This is a genomic window from Bacillus badius NBRC 15713, assembly GCF_001591605.1.
GTDB lineage: Bacteria > Bacillota > Bacilli > Bacillales > Domibacillaceae > Pseudobacillus > Pseudobacillus badius.
Window position 1 is genome coordinate 34,118 of sequence record NZ_BCVF01000025.1, and the last position, 25,968, is coordinate 60,085.

The following is a 25,968-nucleotide window of genomic DNA, read 5'->3' on the forward strand; positions in this document are numbered from 1 at the left end:
GAGTTGTATCAATATTTACATTTAACAGGCTTGTCCAACGCGGACAAGCCTGTTTTTTAAAAAACGCTTTGCAGAGTGCTGTATATCAACAAGCTATACAGAAGAAGCGGCAACGTCTTTTCTATGTTTATATTCCACTCGCCGATAGACGAGTGCAAGCAGCATAGCCGGAATGGTGCAGAGGATCATCCCAAGAAAGGCGTACCTCGGTTCAACTTCATATAGGTAGCCGCCAAATATCGTAAATATGGCTGTGCTCCAGCTAAGTGCCAGTGCAGAGTACATGCCTTGGGCCTTCGGGATTTGTGCATGCGGAATATGCTGGATTAAGTATTTCATAAAGGCATAATGTCCCATAGCAAATGAGCAGGCATGCAATGTTTGAGCGATGCAAAAAACCGCGACATTTGGAAAGGCAAATACTAATAGCCAGCGGACGGACGATCCAAGAGCTGCCAGTGTCAGCAAGGAAGCAACCGAAAATTTGCGGAAAGCTTGATCCGCAACTGCGAAAAAAATGATTTCTGCGATAACCGCGATGTTAATAATAAGTCCGATTAAATATTTCGGTGCATGGATTTCCTGCAAAAAGATATAGCCATAGTTGTAATAAGAGGCGTGGGCTGCTTGCAGCAAAATCACGATAATGAGTACCAGACCGAAATGTTTGATGTGAAATAGCTTTATCATGCCGCCTTTTTGTGCCGGGTCTGTTTCCGGTTTTTTAGATAAAACAACGGGCGCATGCATAAAGCCTAAACAAACAAACCCCAATGTGCTGAGCAACAGCGCCCATAGAATGGCTTCATCCCCAAGGGCTCCTGTGAAGACGCTCAAAATCATACCGGCTACGACAAACCCGATCGATCCCCAAGAGCGGCTTTTTCCATAATGCCGTAATTGATTATGCTGCACGAGCGCGCCGGCTGCGCTGTCTAAAGCAGGCATCAGCGTCGGGTAGAAGAAATGCAAAAGCAATGTCACAACTAGCAGGCTAGTAAAGGAGCTTGCTGGAATATAACAGAGAAGCGCAATAAGCGTTCCGATGGCCATTCCATTTAATAACGCTTTGCTGCTAAATTTTCCTGACAAATAAGGAAAAACGAGCAATGTAGAAAGACCTCTAATCACCAAGCCTAAGCTCATAATGAAACTGGCCTGTGAAACCGTAATTCCTTTTGTATGAATCATCCACCCTGTCCAATAGGGAAGAAAAATGCCCCATGTCATATAAAAACTAAAAAATTGGCTGCTCATCCAGCGCTGTGTATTCATTCTATATCCCTCCATTGTTTGCATGATATCATGGAGGGAGGTGCAATAATATGAGATATCTCATACTTTTGAGGTGGATGATGAAAATTTACAAAGATGAAGCAAGAAGGCGTTACTTGGAGGCGTACTCCATCGCTCATTTATTTTCTTTTCCAGTGGAAGAACTGATAGAGGTACATGAATACGAGCGTGATGAATGGATCATTCAAGAGGGGACGCGGCCTGACTTTTTATTTTATGTCCTTGAAGGAAAAGCCAAAATTTACGTCACGCATCAAAACGGGAAGGTTTCCTTAATTAATTTTATTAACGAGAATGACTATATTGGAGAAATGGAATTATTAAATGAAGTGTACTACACAAAAGGAATTCAAAGCTCCACGAAAACGGTTTGCTTTGCCCTCCCTTTTTACCGCTGCCGGACACAACTGCTGGAGGATGTGACGTTCTTGCGTGAGTTAACGAAATTTTTAAGCGGAAAAGCTACCCAAATGGCTGCGAAGTATTCGCAAAGCCTTGCTTTCCCGCTGGAAAATCGGCTGGCGGATTTTATTTTGCAAACAGCTGATCAGGAGATTTACAAGGAAAAGCATGTAACAGTTTGTGATTTTTTAGGGGTTTCCTACCGGCATTTATTGCATGTGCTTGCGCAATTTTGTTCCAGCGGATTTTTAAAAAAGGAGGGCCGCCACTATCGAATTGTGCAGCCCGAGCCGTTATATGAACTGGCAGAGGTGTTAAAGAATCGATAGAGAAATGGCAGGAAGCATGGAACAAGAGAGGAAGAGGCGAGAGATCAATCTGTACACATAGACCAACAGGTGAAGGTTTGCTGGATAGGATACAGCAAGATTTAACACTGCCGTATTAATGACAATAGACACATAGAAGAAAGGTGAATCATTCTTAAATACTTGAAATATATGTGTTTGTCCTAAGAGGTTTGTCCATGCAAAAGAGATGATCAGGAATAAAATACAGTAAGAGCTTAGAAAGGGGGAATGAAAATGAGTGAAGTATGGTTTCCAAGTAAAGGCCATAAGCATGGACAAAATGTCGGTTCAAGAACAAATATCGATGTCGATAATGAATTCAGAGTAGATATTGATGACCGTGTTGATGTGGACGTCCGAAATGATAATGAAATTGACAATGAGAATAGATTGAAAAACATCGATAAAAACACGAACATCGCTAAAGTAATTCACAGCGGAAATGCTAATGTTCGTATTGACGTTCATGTAGATTCAGACTCTGTTGCAAGAGTACGTTCAAGAGCAAATTCAGACCAGGACCAAGACCAGGAACAAGCACAGAGATTTGATATTTAATCGTGATGGGTGAGGGGACAACTTTGTCCTTTCACCTCAAAATTAATAGAAATGAGGAAAACGGAATGGGATCTCCGCAAAGGCTCCCCTTTTGGGAGAGAGGGAATTCCTTGCCGCCCAGAAATCAAGAGATGGCTCATTCGGAAAATAATGCAGCGAAGATTGGAAATAGCGGAAATTCGGATGTCGATATTCATGTACATGTAGAAGTGGATACTAAGTCAATCGCTTATGCGATGCTTTGCTCTTTATTAGCGACTAAGCAGTTAACGAACAGTGAATTCGAAGAAGCGTTAAATAAGCTCGAAGATTTAGTAGCTAGAGATAAGAAAAAGATGAGAAGCGAGAGCAACAATTTATCCAGGGTTAAATTATATAATCCTCATAATTCGGAAAATCATTAATCATTTATTCTCTCTTTTAAATACCAGCGACGCTATGGATCAATCGAATATCGAGTACAGAGAAAGTCACAGTTCCGGATGAATGGAAAGCGGCGAGAGTTTGTTTATTAATAAGTAAAAATACGCAAAAACCAGGACATCCTGGTTTTTTTTGCGTAGGTAGAGATCACTGCTTCCCGCTTTGGGAGTTATTTGGCATATTATATGGTATAGTTATTTTAATATTTTGAGGAGTTTATTTTCTAATTCAATTGAAGAAAGAAGTGTTTTGATGCAGTTAACGATGAAAGCTACTGGCGATAATGTAAAAGTTCTTTCGCATCTGTTAGCCAAAAATCCTGCTAACCTGTACGAAAGAAATCACAAAGGTCATTCGGTAAGACTGTTTTACAGCAAGTTCAGCGAGACAGAAGTGGAAGTAACGATTTTTGTTTCACCGGACCCGATAGAACTGTTGAAACATACTTCTAATGCCTATGATATTACCCATTATATAAATGACAGGGAATTTGCCGTCAGCAGTATATTTTGCTCATTTATAAGATCTGCCTTAGGAACGGCATTGAACGGGCAGCCAAAAGAAGAGTTTTCAGCGTGGGTGGATCATCCATTTTCTTTTCAGTTTGATTTTGGTCCGGTTGCCTCAGCTCTCTCCAACCAGCAGATCATCAATCTTTTTGAGCCATTAGGGTACAAAGTGGAAATTTCCCGCGGAGAAACAGGCTATTCTTTTGATATGAAGCCAAAAAGCACAGCAAGATACCTTTCCCTAAATGGCGTATGCACTTTACAAAACGGGCTTAGACAACTTTTCGTTTTAATTCCTGTTTTGGACAATTATAAACATTACTATATCGATGAAAAAGAAATTGAGAAATTGGAGAGATATGGGCAAGGATGGTTAGAAGACCATCCTCAAAAGGATTTCATCTGGCGGCAGTCTCTTCGGTTTAAAGAAATCTACAGCATGGTGGAGAACAGCAAAATTACTCAGGATCGCAGTGACAGCCAAGAGGAAGGCAGCAAAGAGCCAGCTGTTAAAAAAGTTCGGTTAAACGAGCTGCGATACGAAAAAATCATTGAGACCGTCAGCAAAATTGAGCCTAGGGAGAGCGTTGTCGACTTTGGATCAGGAGAAGGGAAGCTGTCGGTTCGGTTAGGGTTTGTCAATGGAATCAAAGAAATTCTGGCAGTGGAACCTTCAGAGTCTGCCAACATACGGGCGCTGGAGCTGTTTGATAAAGCAGAATCGAAAGCCGGCTATGTCAAGCCCACCCCGTTATGGGGATCACTCTTTTACTATGATGAAAGATTAAAAGGAAAGGACATCATGATTTTATGTGAGGTGATTGAACACATTGATGAGTTTCGATTGCCAAAGGTCATGGACACCATTTTGAATGAATATCAGCCTAATGTGTTGATCATTACCACGCCTAATAAAGAGTACAACAATGTGTACGACATGGAGGAACATTTCCGCCACAGTGACCATCGATTTGAGTGGACACGAGAGGAATTCCATCATTGGTGTTTAAACAGAAGTGCCCAGTATCCATATGAGCTTATATTTGATGGCATTGGAGAAGAGCACAAACAATATGGCTGTCCAACTCAAATGTGCATGTTTGTGAGAAAAGAGGTTTAACGATGAAAATAATAGTACCGTATGCAGGAATTGTTTTACTGGTTGGTCCATCTAACAGCGGCAAATCCACTTTATTAAAAAGCATGATTGAAAAGAAACAAATACTGTCATCAGAGGTCGTGAGCTCCGATGAGTTTCGGGTGTTAGTCAGCGACAGGGAATTTATAGACTGGCGGGAAAGACCCAAAGATGAGGCAGACTGTCTGTTGGACGAATACCAAACTATTTCAAAAGAAGCCTTTTCAATGATGGACTCAGTGATTGACGCAAGGTGCAGATTAAATAAATTAACATTCGTGGATGCCACACACCTTCATCCTGACGACAGAAAAAGATACATAGCATTGGCTAGAAAAAACCATGTTCCGATCATAGCGATCGTGCTGGACATCCCTTTAGATACACTTATCGAGAGAGATGGCCAAAGAGATCATCCAAGAGGAAAACGACGGCTGAAGCAGCAGTATCAAACATTTAAAAGAGAAAAGCGTTTTATTAAAAAAGAAGGCTACACATCCACCTACTTACTGGATGAAACGAAGCATATAGAGTTCATCAGACGCACCAATCCGATTGAAATAGATGTAAAGCAGGGAATCGATATAATAGGAGATATTCACGGCTGCTATGATGAAATGATTCTGATATTGGAGAAGCTGGGATATGAAAAAAATGATGAAGGGCTCTACATTCATCCAAATGGCAGAAAATTCATTTCCGTTGGAGACGTGATGAGTCGCGGGCCGCAATCGCTTAACACGATGTTATTCTTTTTGCGCCATGTACAAAAGGGCCTTGCTTACATGATTGACAGCAATCATGGCTGGAAAATAGCCAGGTGGCTAGAAGGAAGAAAGGTGACTTTGAGCCATGGGGATGAAAAGGTTGCGGAGGATTTCCAGCAATATGAAGAAGCGTTTGGCAGCAAACGAACGGAAGAGATCAAACACGCTTTAAAAGAATTTCTCCTGCAAGCCCCTTCACACTATGTCTTTACAAAAAACGGTGTGCGCGCTTTAGTCTGTGCTCACGCTGGAATAAAAGATGAATTTATCGGGAAACAATCCCGTGACATTAGCGATTTTTGCCGTTATGGCGATACAGATGGGTTCGACCAGCAAGGGAAGCCGATAAGAAAAGATTGGTTCATCCATCATCAAACAACTACGTTAATTGTCTGGGGACATGATCCGAAGCCTCAGCCGCTCTTAATAAATAACACCATTAATATTGACCAAGGTGTGGTGTTTGGCGGGAAGTTGACGGCCTTTCGGTTTCCGGAAAAAGAATTTGTGTCGGTTAAAGCCCTGAAGGATTATGCAGAGTCTGCAGATAATCCGCTAAAAGAGTGGGAAAAGAAGCGGCTGGCTCCACCTAATATCGGCCGATTGATGAACGGCTATTCCGTTTTAACTGAAGAGCTGGGAGCAGTCCAAATTCATCAGGACATTGCAAAATCGGCTGTTGATGCGGTTTCACATTTTACCATTCCCATCGAACAATTGATCTATATCCCGCCGACAATGAGCCCGACTCCTAATGCCTCCTCTTTAGACAACTACCTTGAGCATCCGAAAGAGGCCATCGATTACTATCGGAATCAAGGGATTGAAACAATGATTGCTGAGAAAAAACATATGGGCAGCAGAGCGATTTTGTTTCTATTCAAGGACAAGGCAGCAGCTAAGAAGCATGTAGGAATAGATAGTTTGGGAGTGATCTATACGAGGCGCGGCAGACGTTTCTTTGATGCTCCTACAGAGGAAAAATTGGTGCTGAAGATTCACAAAGACTTGAAGGACTATGGTTATTTTGAAACATATGATACCGAATATTTGCTGCTAGATGCGGAGATTATGCCATGGAATCTGAAAGCAAAAGAACTGATCAGCAATCAGTATGCACATGTTGCAGAAAATGCGATTTTGGATCGGACCAAGCTAAAGGAAAAAATCGAGGCAGCTTTCAAGGAAAATAACCTTTTAAAAGGGTGGCTGGAAGAATACGAGCACAAATTAGAAAATGCCATGACCTTTAAAGAAGTCTTTCAGAAATACTGCTGGGATATCGGGGAGGTGGACCAAATTCAAATTGCCCCCTTTCACATATTAGCCCACAGCAATGAAGTGTTCTTTGACCGGCCCCATACTTGGCATATGAAGATGAACCGAGAGCTTTCCAAGCACTCCAGCCTCTTTGTGGAAACAGAATATAAAATCATCCACAACAAGGAAAGTGAAGAAGAAGCCATTAAATGGTGGGAAGAGATGACGAGCGAAGGACATGAAGGAATTGTTATTAAACCTGAATCCTTTATTTCAAGAAATAAGGGAAAGCTGGTCCAGCCTGCGATAAAGGTCAGAGGCCGAAAGTATCTCAACATTATTTACGGAATGGACTATTTGCGCCCTGAAAATCTTGCCAGACTAAAGAATAGAAATACAGGCAAAAAACAAAAGTTAGCATTAAAAGAGTTTGCACTAGGAGTTGAAGGAATTAAAAGGTTTGTCAATGGAGAATCGATTGAAAGAGTTCATGAATGCGTACTCGCTACATTGGCTATGGAAGCCGATCCCGTAGATCCACGATTATAATGGATTGGGCATGAAGCTAAGCGGTTCCGGAGAGCTCTATAAACAAGGCACAAACCCAGCTGGCCTTCCTCTGAGAAGAGCAGCTGGGTTTGTTAAGCTGGATCGGCTGTTAAAAGCAAAATTAATGAAATAAGCTCCCGATGAGGGTCTGCAATTTGGCGCTCCATATATTTATGTACGTCATTTTATCAAAAAATACAATCAGGCCGATCGCTATCATCAATACTCCTCCGGCTTTCATAAATATAGAAGAATATTTGACCAGCAGTTTGGTTTTGCTGATAAAGAATGCCATTAAAATAAAGGGGAGGCAGAACCCTAAAGAGTAAGCGGCAATGTTAAAGAAGGTTTGAGCAGGGTTCATCAAGCTGGCATAAATAATAGCTCCAAAGATGGGTCCGATGCAGGGGCTCCAGCCGGCGCCGAAGACAATGCCAACAATGACGGAGTTAAGAAAGCCGATTCTTTTTTTTGTGTGGCTAAAGCGCCGTTCTTTCATTAAAAAGGCGGGCTGAAAAATGTCTAGTAACAATAATCCCATCGTCACTAAGAATATCCCGCCAAACATTTGGATCAGGTCATTATACCGGATGAACAGGCTGCCTGCTAAACTTGCAGAAAAGCCGATAGTAAAGTATATAAGCGTGAAGCCGATTGAAAAGTAAATGGCAATTGACAAGCCGCTAAACTCAAAACCTGCATACACAAATGTCCGTTTTAAGTGTTCATTATTTTGTAAAATATACTATAATTGGTATATACTTGGATTTATGGAGCGATCGCATTCACCGAAGCTAAAAGACATGAATGAAAACATATGCTAAGGAGGCCTATAAATGAAAAAAATTTTGGTAATAGGCGGCACACGCTTCTTTGGGCGTAAATTAGTGGAGCGATTAATCCAAGAGGGACATCAAGTCACGGTTATGACCCGCGGGAGTAATCCATTCGGCGATAAAGTGGAACATATGACAGCGAACCGTTTGAAGAAGGAGGAGTTATCACAGAAGGTTGAAGGGCGTCATTTCGATCTCGTATATGATAATATTTGTTACTCTTCAAATGATGCTTATTCTTTTTGTGAGGTATTTAACGGCAAGATTGGCAAGCTGGTATTTACGTCTACTCTTTCTACATATGAAGCGGATGGGAAAGAAAAAAGCGAAGCCGATTTCGATCCATATACTTATGAAATTCAAATGGGGGACAGAGCAGACTTTACTTATGGAGAAGGAAAACGCCAAGCTGAGGCCGTGTTCTTTCAATATGCCTTATTTCCGGTTGCTGCAGTTCGCTTCCCCATTGTTATGGGAGAGAATGATTATACGGGACGTTTGCATTTTCATGTTGAACGCATAGCCAAAGGAGAACCTATTGGATTGGTAAGCATGGAAGCAGAAATGTCATTTATTCAAGCAGATGAGGCTGCCCGGTTTTTGCATTGGGCCGGACTGGAAGAAGTAGAGGGACCGTATAATGCCGCAGCGAATGGCAAAATATCATTGGCTGCTTTAATTAAATTAATTGAAGCAGTGACAGGCAAAGAAGCAAACATCTCTTTAGCCGGAGGCGATGACATCCGTTCACCTTATGCCATTCCTGCTTCCTGGTATATGGCCAATGAAAAAGCCGCCAATCAAGGATTTCATTTTACCGACTTGCATGATTGGCTGAAGCCATTAGTCAAAGCTATTGCAGTTAATAACAAATAGGCTCTGATACACAGAAAATGGGGGGAATAAATTGTTTAGTTATTATGGCCGTCTAAGTACGGAACTTTATAATTTAACAAAGCCTGTTGGTCATTCGATCAATGGAGATATTGAGTACTATCTTGATAGACTAAAAGGAACAAAGGGAAAGGTGCTTGAAGCGGCAGTAGGCTCAGGTCGTTTTTTAATTCCTTTATTAGAGAAGGGGTATAGTGTAGATGGGATTGACTATTCGCCGGAAATGTTGGATTCATGCCGTGAACATTGCAGAGAACGGGGCTTGAATCCCAGTCTTTATGAAGGAAATCTATCTGATTTTTCATTGCCTTCAACCTACGAAGCGATTGTCATACCGACAGGTTCCTTTTGTTTAATTGAGAAATTGGCAGATGCGAAAGCTGCATTGAAATGCTTTTATGACCATTTGGCTCCTAATGGACGCGTAATCATTGACCTTGGAATACCTGGTCATTGGCGTACAGGAGAAATCACTACTTCCACTTTTCCTCTTTCTCATGAGGAGGGCCTTTTATTAGAGAATAAATCAGTGGAAATCAATTGGGTGGATCAATACACTCTTTCCTATTTAAAATATGAAAAGTGGCAAAAAGGCAAGTTAGTGGATACAGAATTACAAAAGTTTGTCCTTCGCTGGTATGGGATCGAGGAATTTAAGCTTATATTAAAAAGTATCGGTTTTTCGGAAATCACTTGCTCTGCAGAATACAATTACAAGAAGGAGCCAACTAAAGAGACTGAACTGGTTACGTTCGAGGCTGTGAAAAAATAGTTCAGTTCGATGACGGGCATATTAGTGATATGTGCGCGCATAAATCGGGTGAATTCGTGCATAAACCGATGATCTGCGCGCATAAATCCAACATTGCCATTAAACTTACTTGGCTTCGGTTCGTATAATTCTCTGCCTGGTAAAACGAAAATGAGATTCCCCTGGCCAGGGGAATCTCATTATAAAAGAAGATTTTTATTTTGCGAATGATAGAATAAATAGATGTTTTGCCAATAAAAACAACCTTCAAATCTCGAATCATTGATTGCTGCTAAACAGATGCAGGGCCAAGCTTTCTAAAAAGTGCTCTTGGACTTAATCAAACAAAGAGACAATAGCCAGAATCCATACAGCTGCCACGAGAAATAAAAACCACCAGCCCATAAATTTGATCAACCTTTTTATAAATGGATTTTCAAGTCTTTCCTTTGAAAAAGAGCTTACCTTTAACACGCTGTCTGCATGCTGCAGCAGCATATAAGAAAATGATCCGAAGATGAGAGAAACCAATATTGCAACAACAAACAGTTCCACTCTTTCACTCCTTTTTGGCGGTGACGTTTCTTGTAAATAGTTTATGTACCGAAGAACATTTTACCAATAGATCATGCGGCTGCTTAAGAACCTTTAAAGAACACATAGCCAGCAAGCTCTTAGCTATGATGTATGGGAAGAGAATGAGGTCATGAGCTGATACTTATGAATGAGCTTATCCAGTTCTTTGCTATATTTTAAGGTTTGGTCATCGTTAAGACCATTACGCAGTCCTGTTAAGATCATTAAATCCCTAATATGATTGATTTGGTTAATTAATTCATTTGCTTCTTTTTGTATGATCATCTCCAACACTCCAAACGACCAGATTTATTTCTTGGAAAGTTAAACCAGAGGATATTATACAACTTTATGACATTAAAAGGAATGTTTTTGCTGGATTTTACAAAAATTATTATTGTTGTATTGTTGTTAAGCTAAAAATGGAGCGGACGCTATTCAGCTTTCCCAAAGGGCCGCTCAGGAAAGAACAAATGAACGTGTGCAAAAGAGTGCCGAGGTACAGACTCATTTGGAGGTGTGGGCATGGGGAGGAAAATTTATTTTGGTGAAGAAGGACTTACGTTGACTTTAACGGGTGTAACAAGCTTTTTTGCTTTAAAGCGGAAGATTCATATACCATACAATAGAATTAAAAGTATAGTAGTTGATGATTTTCGAGCGCCTCGATGGATGCTCAGGATGCCAGGCACGTCCATTTCTTTCTTAAATATTTATGAAGGCAGCTTCAAATATGCAAATGAATGGTATTTTCTTTCATTCGAACAAAACAGATCTTTACTAATTATGGAACTGGAAGGGCATGAAAGGTATCAATATGTTGTTTTTCAAATGGAACATCCAACCGAGGCAGCTGCAGAGATCAAGGGACGCATACATGCTTTTAGCCAATAAGCGCATAAAAAGAATAAAGCTATTTTCTACTATCCAATCAGACGGGCGGCGGCCTGTCTTTTTTATTAGGGAGCAGGTAAAACCAGCTGAGTAAAAGGATAATCTCTTATGTAAAAGAGCCATCCTTAAATCAATATGGTAAAGATGGCCCTTATCCTTGCTGATAATAAGGAGAGTCTGTTGTTTAAACATCTAGTACTCCCTGCGTAACCGCACTTTTCATACCCGGCAGTCTAAGGATGATTCCGGTGCTCCTTATTGATTCATCATTTTAATTTCATCATGGCACCAAAATAGTGCGAGGCAGTGGCAAATGCAATAAACGCACATAGTTCGCTGATTTCCTCCTCAGTGAAGCACTCTCTCAATAGAGTGAAGGCTGAATCTGGTATATTGCTCTTTTGCTTCAGAAATACTTCTGCAAATCCTGCTGCCATCGAAATTTTTTCAGTAAACTTACCGGGTTCAGGTTTGCCTTTTGCTTTACAATATTCACAGCCATTGCCTTGTGCCAAAGTCCGCCTCACTTGTTCTTTTAACGCAGAGGGCAGCCACCCGTCTTTTTCTAATATATCTCCTAAATGAACCCATGCTTCCATTACTTGTTGGTTATGGCCTAAAAGTCGCTGGAAAGGTGTTTTTCCAAAATCTGATTCAATAATAGTTGCCATTGAATGAGCCTCCTTGCTATATTCGATATAAATTAATTATAAAAAATAAAAAGGTCTATTCCCATTAAATTACAAACAAATAAACGGATCATACTTTTAAGTTTTAATGAATAGAGGAGAATTTTCTTTGAAAATGAAAATTGATGAGATCGATAAAAAAATAATAAATGAACTTTATCATAATAGCCGCTTATCAATGAGCGAGCTGGGGAGGAGAGTAAATTTGTCTTCTCCATCCGTAACGGAAAGAGTCAGGCAAATGGAGTCGTTTGGGCTAATTAAAAAATATACAGTAGAGGTGGATTATGCGAAACTAGGCTTGCCTATACAATGCATCATAGAGGCCACAGTGAAAAACGGCGACTATGCCTCTTTTAAACGTTTGATAGCGAAGGTTCCAAATGTAGAGTTTTGTTACCGGGTGGCGGGGGATGCTTGTTATATGCTGAAAATGCATTTTAAAACTTTTGCTGAAGCGGAAGAGTTCATAGATAGTGTCAGCCCGCTTGCGCAAACGGTCACGCATTTTATTTTTTCAAAAGTCCAAACTCATGCAAGTTTTGAAGCGGATTGATGGATGCCCCGTTCTGTGGGAGGGAAGGGACAAAAAGCATAAAGCCGGCGGATGTCTATGTCTTTAAAAGACAGAGACCCGCCGGCTGACCTATATGATCGTTTCAGCCGAACCTTTTAATGTCATAGAGATGCGGCAAAATAAATCAACATTTAGTCTGTTTTAAGCCGGGAATACACGCTGAGATCAATAAACGTTTCTTTCACTTTTTCGCATTGTCTTAAAGTCCCCTCGAAAGTAAAGTTGAGCTTTTCCAGCACTTTAATAGAGTTTAGGTTTTCCGGCTCTACTTTTGCTTCAATTCTATGAAGGTTCAAGGAGTTGAATGCATACTCTACTAGGGATAAGATGGCTTCCGGCGCATATCCATTCCCCCAGTGCGCTTTCGCTATATCGTAGCCGATCTCAGCCTTGGCGTTCTGAAAATCGAGGGAATTATATCCGCATGAACCGATAATGCGATTAGATGTCAATTCAATAATTGAGAAACGAATCGCTTGGTTATCTTTAGACAATGCATCCAGGTAAGTGATGATTTCTTTTGCTTGGTCTTCATTTGTGAAGCGATCGATATTCATAAACCTCGTCACATCAGGATCAGACCATATGTCAAACAAGCTGGATGAATCCGCGACAGTCATTTTTCTCAAGTGCAGCCTTTGGGTATACAAATTTTTAATCAATACTTTTACCTCCAGTTGAGTTTTTTGGATGAGTTAAAAATATTGATATCTGCGCATAGTTCAGTCCCTTCTATTTTCAGATTCACCATTATTATACAGCTTTTGAATGGTTAGTCATATAATATGCATCCAGAAAGTTCGAAAAGGTTTCAATGGAAATTTATGTCGTCTTTCTTCATTTCAAGTATAATGACAGTAACTAGCCTTCTATCATTTTAGCTGACAGAAGGCTGTTGCACTTATTAAGAGAAAGTTAACTGACTTGATTATCACTGTGCCAACTTTAAGAGTGTGAAAAGCAAACTAATCGAAAGGTTAGGACGCAAAGCCGACGGGTCTAAAATCAAATGGATTAGGACGGCTGGGCTGCCTCTAACATGAGAGGGAGGAACAAATGGTCAACACAAGCACGCAATTATTGGATCAAGCCATGGTTTTGGCTGCATTAGAATCAAATTTAGCCATGATAGAGTTTAATTTAAACAGAGAGGTTATCTGGGTAAACGAAAATTTTGCTAAAACTTTAGGCTATACAGTGGATGAGATGAAAAACATGCAGCACAAGCAATTTTGTACAGTCGAGTTCAGGAACAGCGGAAAATATGAAGAACTATGGAATAACCTGAGAAGAGGAGTGAAGTTCCAAGAAAAAATCGAGAGGATTGGGAAGGAAAAAAATATCGTTTGGCTCGAAGCCACTTATATTCCCATTCTGAATGAACAAGGAAAAGTAGAGGCAGTGCTTAAAATGGCTACCGATATTACAGACCGTGAACAGAGCACGAAAAAGGTTATTTCCCAATTAAAAGAGATGCCGGCAGAATTAGTCAATATAGTGGTGGCGAATTCTAATGAAAAAATACAAGCAATTGAGTCGTTAAAAGAGCAAACAAAATTAATAAGTGAAATCTCTAAAATTATACGCAATGTTTCTTCACAAACGAATATGCTGGCACTAAATGCCGCTATTGAAGCTGCCCGCGTGGGAGAACATGGGAGAGGCTTTAAGGTAGTGGCTGATGAAGTGCGGAAACTGGCCGGCAATGTGGATCAGGCAATTAAAAATGTGAATTTAAATATAGAGAACATAACAACAGAAGTAGAAAAGGTTAGCAAAATAACGGATGATTTGCAACAAACCATTATGAGAACCCAATCTGAATTCAATAAGAGGATTAGAGAACTGGAGGATGTTGCTAAATAAACTTCTCAAATCAAAACAGATGGAAAAAAGGGGAGTTCTTATCCTGTTTGGAATAAAGATAACAACTTGAAGCCGTGCCCGCGGAACGTATAACGAAGAATTTTTTAATGATTCGGCTGAAAAATGAGTCTTTTGTATTAAGAATATTTTCTTAAAACCGATAATTATAGGGAAAAAGGCAAACTTATTGAAAGATAAGGACGCAAAGCTGCGGGTCTAAGGTGGACAACACTAAGATAGCCGGGCTGCCAGATAGGAATTCCCTATTTGGTAACTATACGTTAAAGGTAGGGACTCATGATGCAAGACGAAGAATTAAAAAGCAGCATTAAAAAATTTTATGCCTTAATGGAAACTAGTCCGGATACTCCTGACTCAGCGTTTGATTTCATTGTTTTCTTACGGTCATTTGTCAGGACAAGATCTTGTTCTATTCTTCCGACTACTGAGTTAATGACTGTTCTTAAAGTCAATAAACCAGCCGTCTTTTTTTCCTTAAGACAAATGTCCCAGCAGAATGAGATCATTCGTTTCTTAGTCGGCTTATCTACAGATTTTGAAGCGGCCGAGCAAAAGCTGAAGGGGCTGCTCAAGGATGAACCCTGTTGATTGATAAGCTGGAACTTTGATCGATCCGTTATATGAAAGGTTTCAATTAATGAAATTTCCAATGCGCTGAACGCTCAGATGCATGTGATCAAGCGAGCTTTATAAGCAGACAGGAAGTCCCTCTCATGTGAGAGGGACTTGTTTTATTGCCTATTAAATCGGACTCTCCTTTTTTTATGAGTATATTTTACTAGTAAAAATGGCAATGAAAAAGAAAAATTAGCAGGAATTTCTAAAGTTGATGAAGAAATAGTCCTGCGGAGGGATGAAAATATGGATTTAAAGCAAATAAAAACGTATGAGCAATTGGATCATTTTTTGTTTGAACACGAGGTAGAGCTTACATGCAAAAAGAAGGGAATTAGGGTGACGGGAATAGATCCCGGAAAAGACGGTCAGCTGACGTTTACATTGAGTAACGGCTCAAAAATAGAATGCTTGGCAGCAGAAATGAAAGAATACTTGAAAGCGATTCCGTTGGTTAAAGGATAAAGCCGCTGCTTTTTTAGAATAGTCTTTGATAACGGGATAAATCGAACACCTCCAAGCTGTATTGGAGCATACAATACAGCTTGGAGGTGCTTTTCAAGGGTATATTAAACGTGAGGCCATTAGCAGAGGAGGATAAATATCTTTTGGCGAAATGGCTTTCAAATCCACGCATTCTGTAGTTTTATAAAGGGCGGGATCATTCTTTTGACATGGATAATGGGGATAAAGTTTTTTACATCTTTGAGGAGGTTAAGCGCATAGCAGAATTGAAAGGGAAGGAAATCGAATATATTCGGCTTTATCCATAAGAGTTTTAAGGTGCTGGGAAACGTGCAGATTTAAAAGATTCGAATGCTTCCTAAACATGAACTTCATGAGGGGGAATATCGAGACGGCTGGTTAATGGAATTCAAAAACTGAAAGCGAGAGTTGAGGCGAAGCAAATTACGAACAGTGTTCATCCTCCACAGAGATCGCCGTTCCCAGAAGCAATATATCTTGATAAATGGCTTCTTTTAAAGACTCTTCTGGGCATCGATAATAATCATCTATCAATTCACCTAATTCTTTTATAAAAATTGACAATTCAGCATCAGAAATCATGGGAATCCCTCTTCGAATAACTATATTTGTAAGTCTATCTTACTAGTTATTTTAATATAATTCAACTAGAAGAAGGATTTCGCGGTAAACATAAACTGCACAGATAATGCTGAAAGGCCGGAAAAGCTCTTCTGCCTTGTTCACTGAATACGTTTGGATAAAAACATTAATCTCTCAATTTCACGGAACCCATTTTTTAAATAAAATAGTTCGGCAGGTATTCCTCTGTCAGTTAGTAAAGAAATATGCGAGACATTTCTATTCTCAAGTTCATTTTCTAAGAACTTCAAAAGCATCGTGCCTATCCCCTTATTTTGCTTTTCTGAACGAACACACATTTCATGGATAAAAAATTCGTCGCCATTCCACCAGATTCGGTGAACCCCAAACAGAAAGCCGATGACTGTTTGTCCTTTAAGAGCGATCATACCTTTGAAGCCGGGAGTAGCTATGAAACCTGATAAATATTGCTTTGCCTTTTCTATTGACCAATGATCATTCCATGGTTCATCGTTAAAGACTTCCACAAATGTTTCTGTACAAGCAGATAGGTCATTTTCGGTGAATAATCGCACTTTCACTTTTTAATCACTCATTTCGTTATTTTGTGTAAAACTATTTATGTCGTTAAGAGCCTTGGAGCTCTGAAGCCAAGAGCATACAATGGGTTTACTGGCCGGCTTTTTATTAGAATCACTAGTAGTTTCTTGATAGCTAGTTGTATTTCCATTATATTACAAGAATATCAAAAACTCTATCATAACTGTGCAACGTTTCAACCAGGATAAGAGTAGTTCCAGGTGGGGAAGGCCGGTTGAGGGGAAGAGGAACATGAGTGGTTGATCAGGGGGTTAAGCAAGGCGAAAATAGCTGTAGGAGGGGGATTAGATGGAACGAGACGGGTATGTATCACTCTGGACAGGGACGTTTAAAACAAATGCTGACCTTCAGCAGTATCTTCTTATCTCCTATAATGAAGATGGGGACGCTGTTCCGTCGGAATTTGAAAAAGATGTTCAAATTGATTACTATGATGAGGATTTTATGGAAGCTGAGTTTTTTGAAGAGACAATCAATCATCTTGCGGCGCTGCTAGAGGGATGTTCATACGATGATGCCGTGATTCCTGGTTTTACTGAGCTGCAAGGGGAAACTTTGACCGATGGTGTCAATAGTTTCATCTTGCTGTACGATTTTCAATACAGAGAGAAGCAGCCAAACGTTTTAAACCGCGTGAAGTATAGAGGAAGTATCAGATATAAATAGTTTTTTCTTAATCATGTGCATGAAAAAGACGCTTCACTCCTTAATTATGCTATATTTAAAAAAGAATACATAGCGGGGGTAGTGAATCTATGAAAATGTCTATCACAAGAGGACTGGCAGAATTAAAGCTTTTAGATAAACGCATCCAATCGACGATGAGGGCAACGCCATTTATTAGCTATGCTGTGGGAGATAAGCCAGTCAGCGGCTTTGCTGCGACAAAAGAATTTGAGGAAAAGGCTAAATCAACTTACCAATCAACATTAGACTTGATTAAGCGGCGCAACGCTATTAAATCTGCGATCGTGTTGTCTAATGCGATGACGCATGTAGAGGTGGCCGGCGAAAAATACACAGTAGCTGAAGCGATAGAGCGGAAAACCTCGATCCAATATGAGCAGCGGCTGCTGGAGAAAATGAAGCAAGAGTTTGCCGCTGCAACCAGAGAGGTCGAACAAATTAATGACGAGGTGAAGCAGCAGCTTGACCATCAGCTGGAAGTGCTATATGGCCGTGAAGCGAAGCTGAAGGTGGAAGAAAGCAACGAATTAACGAAAAGCTACCGCGAAAAACACGAGGCGAAAGTGGTCGATCCGCTAAAGCTCCGTGATAAATATGAAAAGCTTGAAAAACAGATTGATGAATTTCTGGCAGAGGTTGATTTTGTATTGTCTACTTCAAATACATTGACAGAAATTGAAGTTCCTGAGTAAATAAATAGAAGGTTAGTTAGTCGAAAATCAATAAAACTGAACAGGTGCTGGCGGCTTTGACCTTACAGCCGCTAACTCTTACTGTAATCAAATATAGTGATCATTTTGGTGGGGAATCTCCCGCGACGGTAAAAGCTCAAAGCTTAAAGCTCAAAGCTGAAAGTTCAAGAGTCAAACTTCTTTTTGTTCAAAGATCAAGCTTCAAAGTTGATACGTTCGATAAAATCCATGAGAACGGCTTATACGGCGGTTGTTCATCGGCCGGATTGATTGCCGCATGGCTGACTAGCTAACAAGTACATGCAAAAGAAAAAGCATCCTTCGGGGTGCTTTTTCTTTTGCAAGGGCGGATGGCTGGCAACTAAAACGCTGGCAGCGAGCAATCTGCCAGCTCAGTTTAAATCATTTTCTTCATGCCGCACTTCCGGCATTCGCGGAGGAAAATACCGTCTTTCATGGAACTTTTAAACTGCGCATTTCCGCAGTTATCACAACGGCCGGCAATGACATCTGGATGCTCTCTGTAGTCATAAATCACTGTTAAGTCATACTCTTTCTTTTCTTCCATGATGTTCACCTTTCTCTTGAAGTCCTGTGATTATTTTACCATGGAAAAACCGAAGGAGAAATGCCTGTTTTCTAATGCTAAGGGCACAAGACCGGCAAAGGATGGAAGAAAGGCAATCGGAGACTCTGTGACTTGCGTCTTCGCTGCAGCGTTTGCCACCCAAGCCACCGTTAAAAAAAGGGAAAGTTCCTTTAAGGAGGATGACGAATCTAAATTTATTTACAAATTACTTCAATAAATTATAATTAAATTAGAACGTTCGTTCAAAAGTGCAGTAGTTTTCAATCGAGTTAAAACGTCTGTTTCACTGGAAGAAAGGGGCAGAGTGTTGACTAAAAGGCGTTACGATAGTGAAAAGGTGAAAAAAGAGATTATGGAAAGCGCATTATTGTTGTTTTCACAAAATGGATATAATCAAACGTCCGTTGCCGATCTATCGAAAGCTTCAGGCTACAGTAAAGGGCATATTTATTACCATTTTCAAAATAAAGAAAAGCTGTTTGTCTTGTTAGCCAGAAAAACTATAGAGGAGTGGCATGAGAAATGGATAAGGAAAGCGGCTGCTTACTCTTCCGCAACAGAGAAACTATATGGAATGGCGAGGCATGTTCTTTATAATTACCAGACACCTCTTTTAAAGTCAGGGCAGGAGCTGGCGTCCAACCCGGATTCCAGTGCAGGCTTGGTAAAAGAATTATACGATTTATCGATTGTTCCAAAGAATGCTTACCGGGCCGTTTTGCAGGAAGGAATGGATAATGGAGAATTTGCTATTGAGAACATGGATGAATCGGCTATCTTGCTTGAAGCCTGGCTAAGAGGATTATGCCAGCTCACCAGCATTCAGGAATTAAGTGAGCTTGAACCTCTTCTTAATGAGGCCATAACTATTTTTTTAAGGTCCATCAGCAAGGGCGATACTTGAATGTGAGTGAACAGGAATCAGTAAAAAAAGAGTGTTATGTACATTTGTAAATAAAAAATATTAGAAGCGAGGGGTTTGATGAGTGCAATCAAAAAAAACAGCCCGAATCAATTAAAAATTATTGCTCGGGCATTCTTAGTCATTCTTGGGGGAGTGATCGCGGCCTATGGGCTAGAAACGGTATTAATTCCAAACAACGTATCTGACGGAGGCGTGACGGGTCTAAGTATCGTCGGCTCGCAGCTATTCGGATTGCCGTTGGGCGTCCTTATTGCCATTATGAATATCCCCTTTATTTGGTTAGGGTATCAGCAAATTGGGAAAAGCTTTGCGATTTATTCGACTATCGGCATTGCTTCACTGGCTGCCAGCACTAGCCTTATGCATCATATCCCGGCTATTATTGAAGGAGATACGTTGTTGGTTACTGTTGTCGGCGGGATTATTCTCGGTTTTGGAATGGGTCTGGCTTTGCGGAATGGGGGCGCATTAGATGGAATCGATATGCTGGCGGTGCTGCTCTCTCGAAAATTGCCGTTTGGGACAAGTGATCTCATTCTTTTTTTAAACCTGTTTGTATTTATTTTCGTATCATTTGTGTTTGGCCTGCAAGGAGCCATCCTCTCAGCCATTGCTTATTTTATTGCTTCTAAGGTGATTCACATCGTGGAAGAGGGCTTAAGCGGTTCTAAAACCTTTAAGATTATTACGACTCAGCCCGAATTAATGGTAGAGACGATTCGCGATCGTTTAGGCCGGGGAGCAACATATAATGAAGTTTACGGCGGTTATTCCCATGAGAAGTTTATAGAAATCACCTGCGTGATTAACCGGTTAGAAGAAAGTAAAATGAAGGAAATCATTAACGAAATTGACGAAACTGCTTTTGTGACCGTATATGACACTGCAGAGGTAAAGGGCGGCAATTTCAGAAAGCGCAACATCCATTAAATGAAAATCAGCAAACAGAGGACAAGATGAAACGTGGCGGCAGCTGCCAAGCTGCTGCGATGATTTCAGCCTTTAGCTTATGAGACTGTAAGGGCGCTGGCCAGCATTGTCATGGAAAGGGCATAATAAAAAATGGAAAGAGACCCTTATTTGAAGAAAAGTGCGGCGATGATTGCACCTAGTATAATCGCCAGGAGAAGTATGCCAGTCCCTCTCCAGCCTAAGCTGCCTAACCAATCGGCAAGAAATCCGGTTTCAGCCCTGTTAAATGCATCGTTCATATTTCCAATAGGGTTTCTTTTTAATTCCTCTTGTCTCAGTCGTTCTCTTTTTCTTTCAGGCATTTCTTTGTCTTCCCTCATTTTCCCGCCTCCATCTTCTATGATTTTTCTCTTTTTTAAACAAAATTAGCTTTAAAGGGATGACAACAAGGTTGCCGCGTTGCGTGATGTCCTTGAACGATTAAATAACGAAATAGCGAACATGCGAAAAGAGAGCTTTAAATACGCATGGTTACAGGATAGGTTTGATTAACATATTTCAGACTGAGCAACGGCTTTCCACTCTAATTGTTTTATCTTCCAATTTACTTTTTTGTTAATTTTTTGTAATGTTTTTGTGTAATACTTTTTAAAAAACTGAGGAGGGAAACGATGGGAACTATCGTTGGGATAGCGCTTATACTAATTGTATTTTTCGCCAGCAGCCTAATTGAAAAGCATTTAAAGGCCATTAAAGATCAAGATGACACGATGATTAAGCTGTTGGATGAAATAAATAGGAAATCCTGATTTTAAAATCAGGAGCAGAGCAAAGTGAAGAAAGAGGCACTTATATGGCCAGTTGGGCTGCTGCTGACATTCATATGTCCACTCCTTTATTTTCATTTGTTAGAGTTCGCTTTTGTGAGATGACAATTTCCGCATGTTTGTATCGTCAATTTCAACACCTTCCTGAAGATCATCCTGTTTGTTCTATCACCTGCTGGACTAATGATTTTTATGCTTTAATAACAGTATGATTTCATCCAACTTTTTATTTATTCCATCTAATTGATCTGCTTTTTCAGCAGAACGATTTAGTATATGCCGTATAAATAAGATAAACGAAAGGGCTCCGGAAATAAACACGATCGCTAGTAAGACAAGTTGTGTGATAAAAGCACTCATCAATCATCCTCCAATCATTATTTGTATAATCGTACCATATTTTACACGGGATGGGATAAGCGAATGTTGGCAAGCCGCATGGATGCAGAAGGAGCTCTGAACATAACAAATAGTGTAAACAAGTATGTCCCTCTTTAATGATAGAGGGACATTATTTCAGTAGAGCGGTTCGCGGTTCTGGCAGGGAGGAAACTCATTAATATCTTGAATCAGGCGGTAATCATACTGTTTTAGCGCGAATTGAGTTTTATACAAATATTCAATGACAAACACTTTTCCGCCGGCTACACGGCATAGAATGCCTGAAGTTCCTTGACCGTTAGCGAATGAGATTCCTACGGGCTGACCAATCAACCGCCTCACTTTATTTTGCCATGGCATGTTGATCACTCCTTTACGGCAGTTTATGTAGACCATTACGTTAAGTGCCTATTAAGCTGGCTGTTTTTTCTGAAGAGCCACGATGCTTTACGGAAGTTGGATGAAGGAAGTACAAGCCTGTGCCAGGTGAAGAAAAAAGGTGGGTGAATATAGACTGTGTGATAGTGAACAGACATAAAAACTCCCCCGAATAAGGACTTTTTAACTTGTCCTTATTCGGGGGAGTTTATGATTGATTCTTTTTCGTTCGTTTAAAAGATCGATTTCCACAACAAGATGGCCCAATTTTCTTTTTCAACAGATTCACCAGCGATGAGGTCAATGGTCGCTTGCTTTTTCAAATCCGGGGTTAAGTATTGTTCGTTTGGGCCAGTGAGCTCCATGGTGCCTAATTTTTGGCCTTTTTTAATGGGAGCAACAAGCCTTTCTTCGTTAAGATGTAATTTTCCTTTAATGGCTTGATCCGCTGCTTTCGGTGTCATGACACAGGATGAGCCGGTTGCATCAAGGGAGACCTTTTCTTTTTTGCCGTCTTTAACAGCGGGCTTTTGTTCTTTTGCTAATAAGTAATCAGCCGGTTGTACAGGTTTGCATTCCCACTGCTTAAAGCCGTAATCAAGCAATTTTTTTGTTTCCATGAACCGTGCTTTGGAAGAAGGTTTCCCTTCCTTATTTTCGGCGCCGATCACGACAGAGATCAGTTCTCTGTCACCGCGCTTCGCATGGGCAGTGAAACCATAGCCTGCTGCTTCATTTCTGCCCGTTTTCATCCCGAGAATGCCTTCATAAGAATATTTCCCGCCGGGCAGCATTTCATTCGTATTGATCATCTCAATCACCTGGCTGTCAGTTACATAAAAGGCCTTCTTCTCTATTGTTTCAACAGCTAGTTCTTTAGGGAACTCCTTTGTCAGATGATAAGCGAGCAGAGCAAGATCCTTGGCGGACATGTGATTTTCGTCATTAGGCTTTGTCCCTTGTACTTCATAGGGATGAATGTCTTGATTGTTTAAGCCAGATGTGTTGACAAAATGAGAGCGGCTTAGCTTCAGCTGCTTGGCTTTGTCATTCATCATTTGAACGAATTGCTGATCGGTCTTGCCAGCCATTTCTCCGAGTGCACGGCTGGAGGCATTGGCAGAAACTATCATCATGGAATCGTATAGCTCTTTCAGTGTATATTCCTCTCCTTCATAAAGAGGAATATTGCTTAGTCCAGCTTTCGTTGATAAAGCCTGGTCAATTGTTTTGGCTTTATATACGTCATCCCAAGAAAGTTTCCCTGTTTTTATTTGTTCAAGAACAATGTACTGAGTCATCATTTTTGACATACTGGCAATAGGGAGGGATTGGTCAGCGTTTTTGTGGTATAGAATTTTCCCTGTTTTGACATCAATTAGAATAGCGGCCTTCGCGCGGACATCGAAAGGAGTGTTCGCAAAGGACGATTTCGGCAGCATGACCATCATTAAGACCATGCATAGGAAAATGGAGAACCATTTTCTGTAGTGTTGCTTCATTTCGTTCACTCTCCTTAGCTGCATATCTAGCAAAAGTCATTATAACACAGAGAATGATCTTGAAAAGGACCGGATGAGCAATCAGCTATTTTGCTGAATAACCGGGGGCAAGCGGTAGAGGATTTTAAAAATAGATGTTGCCTGTTTGCCTATAATGACAATTACTGATTTACGGCCCGTTCAAATTTTTGAAACATTTTCTCCTTCCCATGCGTATGTTTAATAGACAACTTTTGAAAGGAGCTCATCATGGGGAGCATTTTTTTATTTTCACTTATTATTGGTTTGATATCTGCCCTGATTCTTGTACCCGTTTTTCCGAATAAAACCGAAGGCAAGCAGCCGGTTAAGGGGTTTCTGGCAGGAGCCGCTGTTGTGCTTGTTCCTGCTGTTTTTGGCTTTTACTACCTGACGAATCTAGACTATAATGTCGCATCGGTCTGGCCGTTATTGATCATTGTGTCGGCAGCCGGCGCGGTGTTTTCGGTGGGGACAGAGCGACTAGTGAAGGCTGGTCTCTTTGTTGTAAGTTTAGCAGTAGGAGGCTATTTCCTCACGGCCTTTGTATTCAATGCAGATGAAAAGTTTGAAACAGCCAAAATGGCAGAGAAGGTAGAAATTAAATCTTTCGATGAAAAGGAAACACCAGCCAGTGTTCCGCCAAAATTCGCGCGCAATAAAATGAAGAAGGCTTTTGGACAGGTGCCGAACACGAGCTATTACGAGCTTGGAAGTCTGCAAGTGCAAAAGGTTAATGGGGAATATGTGTATATTGCGCCAGTGGAGTTTTCGGGTTTTTTCAAGTGGCTAAATGGAGATAAAGTACCCGGTTATTTTACCATCAGCGCCACGGATTCCTCGGCCAATCCCAAGTTTGTGAAGGCAGAGATGGCCTATACACCGTCTGCTTATTTTAATAAAAATATTGAGCGCCACATCCGTATGAAGTATCCGAAGCGCATTTTCTACGGGGAGCCGCAATTAGAGGTTGATGATCAAGGGAAGCCGCACTATATCCGGACATATGGCGAATTTGTTTCAGCGCGCAACGGGTTTAAAGCGCAAGGAATTGTGTCAGTTAATCCGAAAACGGGGGAAACAAAAGCGTATGCGCTCTCTGAGATTCCAGATTTTATTGATGGAGCGATTTCTCCTGAAACAGTGAGTCTTCAAAACAGTTATTACGGAAATTACATTCATGGATTTTGGAACAGCAAATTCGGCAAATCAGACGTAAAGCTTCCTTCTGATGAAGGAACAGAAGCCAACGTCAGCCCGGTTTTTAACGAGAAGGGTGAAATGTATTACTTCACTGACTTTACAAGCCCGAAAGAAGGGGTGGATTCCATGCTGGGGTACTCGCTGACCAATGCCAGAACGGGAAAAGCCACTTATTACACAGGGAACCTGGAAGAGTCGTATATGGATTCACAAGGAGCGCTGCAAATTATCGAAAAGAAATTTATTGAGAAGAAATGGAAAGGACAAATGCCGATTCTGTATAATTTTTATGGGGAAGCCAGTTGGCTAACGCCTGTACTGGATAGCAACGGCTTTTTGCAAAATTACTTTATTGTGTCTGCTGCTAATCCGGAAATTTCGGTATCAGGAATAACGCCAAATGAGGCGTTAAGGCAATATAAAACAGCGCTGCAAAGAGGCGGGGGCACAGTTGACGGCAGCTCGAAAGCAGAAGAGAAGAAAGTCAGCGGAAAGGTATTAAGGGTGTACAAAGAGAAATCCGGCGACTTTACGCTTGTTTCCTTCTTATTAGAGAACCGCCAGAGCTATGTTGTTTCTTCTGAAAATACGCCTGTTGCGATCTATTTGCAGGAAGGCGATCAGGTAAGCATGGCCTATTTAGAGACTGGAGAACAATTTTTGCCTGTTAAAGAGCTGAAGATTAAAGGGTTATAATAAACCATTGAACAACAATTAACAGTGTGAAAAAGACCGGGCCGACCCGAAAAGTCATGTTTCATGAGCTTGTGGGTCAGCTCCGGCTTTTTACTGCGAACTAATTTAATTTATGAGGATTACGGCACAGGAAGGTGAACTATTCACCTTCCTGTTTGTCGATAGAAGGGGGGTGGAATGAGATCATTTCGAACCCCTCCTCTTTTTAGATGGTTTTCAAGCTTATTTGCTTAAAATCACGGGATTGATGCTTGGTGCCCGCTTCTGAGTACAATTCTTCCATCAAGGTATAAATAAAAGAAAAACTATCACTGCCTCCATTTGACGAATCAGATGATTCTGTGGTACAAGCTAGTCGAGAGCGATCCGATCTATTTGGCCCCGTTGGATGGGAGGGTATTTCGAACACTTCTTCCTCATCTCAATCGTTTTGTACGGCTGTCCTGCCTTTATAGCCTTTCTTGATTGAAATGGAAGGCGCACAGACTCCAGCGGGATCAGCGGGACAGGGGAGACCCC

At 40.8% G+C, this 25,968-nt stretch carries 32 protein-coding genes and 2 riboswitches; of the genes, 19 read left to right on the top strand and 13 right to left on the bottom strand.

Translation table 11 applies throughout. From position 1 onward, the window contains the following. Window positions 1-93: 93 nt before the first annotated feature. Entirely contained in the window at window positions 94-1,275 is a 1,182-nt protein-coding gene (locus tag BBA02S_RS12960) for an MFS transporter (protein ID WP_041113350.1), read from the bottom strand. Between the two features lie 80 nt (window positions 1,276-1,355). On the opposite strand from BBA02S_RS12960, the gene yeiL reads away from it, so the two are divergent. The 5 genes from yeiL (at window position 1,356) to BBA02S_RS12985 (ending at window position 7,252) form a co-directional block, all read left to right on the top strand. Continuing rightward, window positions 1,356-2,027 carry a transcriptional regulator YeiL gene (gene yeiL, locus BBA02S_RS12965; RefSeq protein WP_041096721.1) on the top strand — a complete coding sequence of 224 codons (672 nt, stop codon included), beginning with the start codon at window positions 1,356-1,358 and terminating at the stop codon, window positions 2,025-2,027. A gap of 255 nt (window positions 2,028-2,282) precedes the next feature. Further along, window positions 2,283-2,606, top strand: a complete 324-nt coding sequence (locus tag BBA02S_RS12970) for a hypothetical protein (protein WP_052475109.1) — start codon at window positions 2,283-2,285, stop codon at window positions 2,604-2,606. A gap of 110 nt (window positions 2,607-2,716) precedes the next feature. Then, the gene (locus BBA02S_RS12975) at window positions 2,717-3,010 is read left to right on the top strand and encodes a hypothetical protein (protein ID WP_041098123.1); all 294 of its coding nucleotides are present in this window, start codon (window positions 2,717-2,719) and stop codon (window positions 3,008-3,010) included. Between the two features lie 271 nt (window positions 3,011-3,281). Beyond that, on the top strand, window positions 3,282-4,658 hold the full coding sequence (locus tag BBA02S_RS12980) for a 3' terminal RNA ribose 2'-O-methyltransferase Hen1 (protein WP_041096719.1): 1,377 nt from the start codon (window positions 3,282-3,284) through the stop codon (window positions 4,656-4,658). Window positions 4,659-4,660: 2 nt separating this feature from the next. Beyond that, window positions 4,661-7,252 (top strand): polynucleotide kinase-phosphatase, encoded by a 2,592-nt coding sequence (locus BBA02S_RS12985; RefSeq protein ID WP_041113351.1) that lies wholly within the window; start codon window positions 4,661-4,663, stop codon window positions 7,250-7,252. A gap of 121 nt (window positions 7,253-7,373) precedes the next feature. Here the strand turns inward: BBA02S_RS12985 and BBA02S_RS12990 are convergent, their stop codons facing one another. Further along, window positions 7,374-7,958 (bottom strand): cytochrome c biogenesis CcdA family protein, encoded by a 585-nt coding sequence (locus BBA02S_RS12990; protein WP_052477258.1) that lies wholly within the window; start codon window positions 7,956-7,958, stop codon window positions 7,374-7,376. A 130-nt stretch (window positions 7,959-8,088) separates the two neighbouring features. Here BBA02S_RS12990 and BBA02S_RS12995 point away from each other — a divergent pair, with 130 nt between their 5' ends. Continuing rightward, complete coding sequence (locus BBA02S_RS12995; RefSeq protein ID WP_041096713.1) at window positions 8,089-8,964, top strand: NAD-dependent epimerase/dehydratase family protein; 876 nt, start codon at window positions 8,089-8,091, stop codon at window positions 8,962-8,964. Window positions 8,965-8,995: 31 nt separating this feature from the next. Beyond that, on the top strand, window positions 8,996-9,754 hold the full coding sequence (locus BBA02S_RS13000) for a class I SAM-dependent methyltransferase (RefSeq protein WP_041096711.1): 759 nt from the start codon (window positions 8,996-8,998) through the stop codon (window positions 9,752-9,754). 315 nt (window positions 9,755-10,069) lie between these two features. Here the strand turns inward: BBA02S_RS13000 and BBA02S_RS13005 are convergent, their stop codons facing one another. Beyond that, complete coding sequence (locus BBA02S_RS13005) at window positions 10,070-10,288, bottom strand: hypothetical protein (protein ID WP_052475106.1); 219 nt, start codon at window positions 10,286-10,288, stop codon at window positions 10,070-10,072. Window positions 10,289-10,411: 123 nt separating this feature from the next. Next, entirely contained in the window at window positions 10,412-10,594 is a 183-nt protein-coding gene (locus BBA02S_RS13010) for an aspartyl-phosphate phosphatase Spo0E family protein (RefSeq protein ID WP_041096708.1), read from the bottom strand. 240 nt (window positions 10,595-10,834) lie between these two features. On the opposite strand from BBA02S_RS13010, the gene BBA02S_RS13015 reads away from it, so the two are divergent. Continuing rightward, window positions 10,835-11,203, top strand: coding sequence for a hypothetical protein (locus BBA02S_RS13015; RefSeq protein WP_041096706.1), 369 nt, complete (start codon window positions 10,835-10,837; stop codon window positions 11,201-11,203). A gap of 266 nt (window positions 11,204-11,469) precedes the next feature. On the opposite strand, the gene BBA02S_RS13020 is transcribed toward BBA02S_RS13015, so the two are convergent. Continuing rightward, complete coding sequence (locus BBA02S_RS13020) at window positions 11,470-11,874, bottom strand: carboxymuconolactone decarboxylase family protein (protein ID WP_041113352.1); 405 nt, start codon at window positions 11,872-11,874, stop codon at window positions 11,470-11,472. A 133-nt stretch (window positions 11,875-12,007) separates the two neighbouring features. On the opposite strand from BBA02S_RS13020, the gene BBA02S_RS13025 reads away from it, so the two are divergent. Next, window positions 12,008-12,448 (top strand): Lrp/AsnC family transcriptional regulator, encoded by a 441-nt coding sequence (locus BBA02S_RS13025; protein WP_041098119.1) that lies wholly within the window; start codon window positions 12,008-12,010, stop codon window positions 12,446-12,448. Window positions 12,449-12,600: 152 nt separating this feature from the next. On the opposite strand, the gene BBA02S_RS13030 is transcribed toward BBA02S_RS13025, so the two are convergent. Further along, the gene (locus tag BBA02S_RS13030) at window positions 12,601-13,131 is read right to left on the bottom strand and encodes a GNAT family N-acetyltransferase (protein ID WP_041096703.1); all 531 of its coding nucleotides are present in this window, start codon (window positions 13,129-13,131) and stop codon (window positions 12,601-12,603) included. A gap of 287 nt (window positions 13,132-13,418) precedes the next feature. Continuing rightward, window positions 13,419-13,505, top strand: a riboswitch (cyclic di-GMP riboswitch). A gap of 20 nt (window positions 13,506-13,525) precedes the next feature. On the opposite strand from BBA02S_RS13030, the gene BBA02S_RS21760 reads away from it, so the two are divergent. The 3 genes from BBA02S_RS21760 to BBA02S_RS13045 all read left to right on the top strand — a co-directional run bounded on the left by BBA02S_RS21760 (window position 13,526) and on the right by BBA02S_RS13045 (window position 15,436). After that, window positions 13,526-14,335: a methyl-accepting chemotaxis protein gene (locus BBA02S_RS21760; protein WP_041096700.1), complete on the top strand. Its 810-nt coding sequence runs from the start codon at window positions 13,526-13,528 to the stop codon at window positions 14,333-14,335. Window positions 14,336-14,502: 167 nt separating this feature from the next. Then, window positions 14,503-14,588, top strand: a riboswitch (cyclic di-GMP riboswitch). 44 nt (window positions 14,589-14,632) lie between these two features. Continuing rightward, entirely contained in the window at window positions 14,633-14,944 is a 312-nt protein-coding gene (locus tag BBA02S_RS13040; RefSeq protein ID WP_041096698.1) for a hypothetical protein, read from the top strand. A 273-nt stretch (window positions 14,945-15,217) separates the two neighbouring features. Then, window positions 15,218-15,436, top strand: coding sequence for a hypothetical protein (locus BBA02S_RS13045; protein ID WP_041096696.1), 219 nt, complete (start codon window positions 15,218-15,220; stop codon window positions 15,434-15,436). A 444-nt stretch (window positions 15,437-15,880) separates the two neighbouring features. Here BBA02S_RS13045 and BBA02S_RS21020 read toward each other — a convergent pair whose 3' ends face one another. Both BBA02S_RS21020 and BBA02S_RS13050 read right to left on the bottom strand, forming a co-directional pair. Next, a complete protein-coding gene (locus BBA02S_RS21020; RefSeq protein WP_169799365.1) occupies window positions 15,881-16,039 on the bottom strand; it encodes a hypothetical protein in 159 nt (52 codons plus the stop codon). A 140-nt stretch (window positions 16,040-16,179) separates the two neighbouring features. Continuing rightward, the gene (locus tag BBA02S_RS13050; RefSeq protein ID WP_041113353.1) at window positions 16,180-16,620 is read right to left on the bottom strand and encodes a GNAT family N-acetyltransferase; all 441 of its coding nucleotides are present in this window, start codon (window positions 16,618-16,620) and stop codon (window positions 16,180-16,182) included. Window positions 16,621-16,927: 307 nt separating this feature from the next. Here BBA02S_RS13050 and BBA02S_RS13055 point away from each other — a divergent pair, with 307 nt between their 5' ends. The 3 genes from BBA02S_RS13055 to BBA02S_RS13065 all read left to right on the top strand — a co-directional run bounded on the left by BBA02S_RS13055 (window position 16,928) and on the right by BBA02S_RS13065 (window position 18,311). Then, entirely contained in the window at window positions 16,928-17,305 is a 378-nt protein-coding gene (locus tag BBA02S_RS13055; RefSeq protein ID WP_041113354.1) for an immunity 22 family protein, read from the top strand. Window positions 17,306-17,394: 89 nt separating this feature from the next. Then, on the top strand, window positions 17,395-18,018 hold the full coding sequence (locus BBA02S_RS13060) for a hypothetical protein (RefSeq protein ID WP_041096690.1): 624 nt from the start codon (window positions 17,395-17,397) through the stop codon (window positions 18,016-18,018). A 56-nt stretch (window positions 18,019-18,074) separates the two neighbouring features. Continuing rightward, on the top strand, window positions 18,075-18,311 hold the full coding sequence (locus BBA02S_RS13065) for a hypothetical protein (protein WP_156136594.1): 237 nt from the start codon (window positions 18,075-18,077) through the stop codon (window positions 18,309-18,311). 104 nt (window positions 18,312-18,415) lie between these two features. On the opposite strand, the gene BBA02S_RS21025 is transcribed toward BBA02S_RS13065, so the two are convergent. After that, window positions 18,416-18,586 (bottom strand): DUF8096 family protein, encoded by a 171-nt coding sequence (locus BBA02S_RS21025; RefSeq protein ID WP_169799366.1) that lies wholly within the window; start codon window positions 18,584-18,586, stop codon window positions 18,416-18,418. Between the two features lie 328 nt (window positions 18,587-18,914). Between BBA02S_RS21025 and BBA02S_RS13075 the strand changes: the two genes are divergently transcribed. After that, window positions 18,915-19,511: a TetR/AcrR family transcriptional regulator gene (locus BBA02S_RS13075; protein ID WP_041096684.1), complete on the top strand. Its 597-nt coding sequence runs from the start codon at window positions 18,915-18,917 to the stop codon at window positions 19,509-19,511. Window positions 19,512-19,589: 78 nt separating this feature from the next. Further along, window positions 19,590-20,462: a YitT family protein gene (locus tag BBA02S_RS13080; protein WP_041113355.1), complete on the top strand. Its 873-nt coding sequence runs from the start codon at window positions 19,590-19,592 to the stop codon at window positions 20,460-20,462. A gap of 146 nt (window positions 20,463-20,608) precedes the next feature. Here BBA02S_RS13080 and BBA02S_RS13085 read toward each other — a convergent pair whose 3' ends face one another. Then, window positions 20,609-20,824, bottom strand: a complete 216-nt coding sequence (locus tag BBA02S_RS13085) for a DUF6366 family protein (protein WP_041113356.1) — start codon at window positions 20,822-20,824, stop codon at window positions 20,609-20,611. 291 nt (window positions 20,825-21,115) lie between these two features. Between BBA02S_RS13085 and BBA02S_RS21030 the strand changes: the two genes are divergently transcribed. Then, the gene (locus BBA02S_RS21030) at window positions 21,116-21,253 is read left to right on the top strand and encodes a hypothetical protein (RefSeq protein ID WP_169799367.1); all 138 of its coding nucleotides are present in this window, start codon (window positions 21,116-21,118) and stop codon (window positions 21,251-21,253) included. 198 nt (window positions 21,254-21,451) lie between these two features. Here BBA02S_RS21030 and BBA02S_RS13090 read toward each other — a convergent pair whose 3' ends face one another. The 3 genes from BBA02S_RS13090 to BBA02S_RS13100 form a co-directional block, all read right to left on the bottom strand. After that, window positions 21,452-21,631, bottom strand: coding sequence for a DUF4083 family protein (locus BBA02S_RS13090; protein ID WP_041096677.1), 180 nt, complete (start codon window positions 21,629-21,631; stop codon window positions 21,452-21,454). Between the two features lie 156 nt (window positions 21,632-21,787). Further along, window positions 21,788-22,012, bottom strand: coding sequence for a hypothetical protein (locus BBA02S_RS13095; RefSeq protein ID WP_041096675.1), 225 nt, complete (start codon window positions 22,010-22,012; stop codon window positions 21,788-21,790). Window positions 22,013-22,263: 251 nt separating this feature from the next. Further along, window positions 22,264-23,532: a D-alanyl-D-alanine carboxypeptidase family protein gene (locus tag BBA02S_RS13100; RefSeq protein WP_052475105.1), complete on the bottom strand. Its 1,269-nt coding sequence runs from the start codon at window positions 23,530-23,532 to the stop codon at window positions 22,264-22,266. A 249-nt stretch (window positions 23,533-23,781) separates the two neighbouring features. Here BBA02S_RS13100 and BBA02S_RS13105 point away from each other — a divergent pair, with 249 nt between their 5' ends. Continuing rightward, the gene (locus BBA02S_RS13105; RefSeq protein WP_041096673.1) at window positions 23,782-25,449 is read left to right on the top strand and encodes a sulfite exporter TauE/SafE family protein; all 1,668 of its coding nucleotides are present in this window, start codon (window positions 23,782-23,784) and stop codon (window positions 25,447-25,449) included. The last annotated feature ends 519 nt before the right edge of the window (window positions 25,450-25,968 follow it).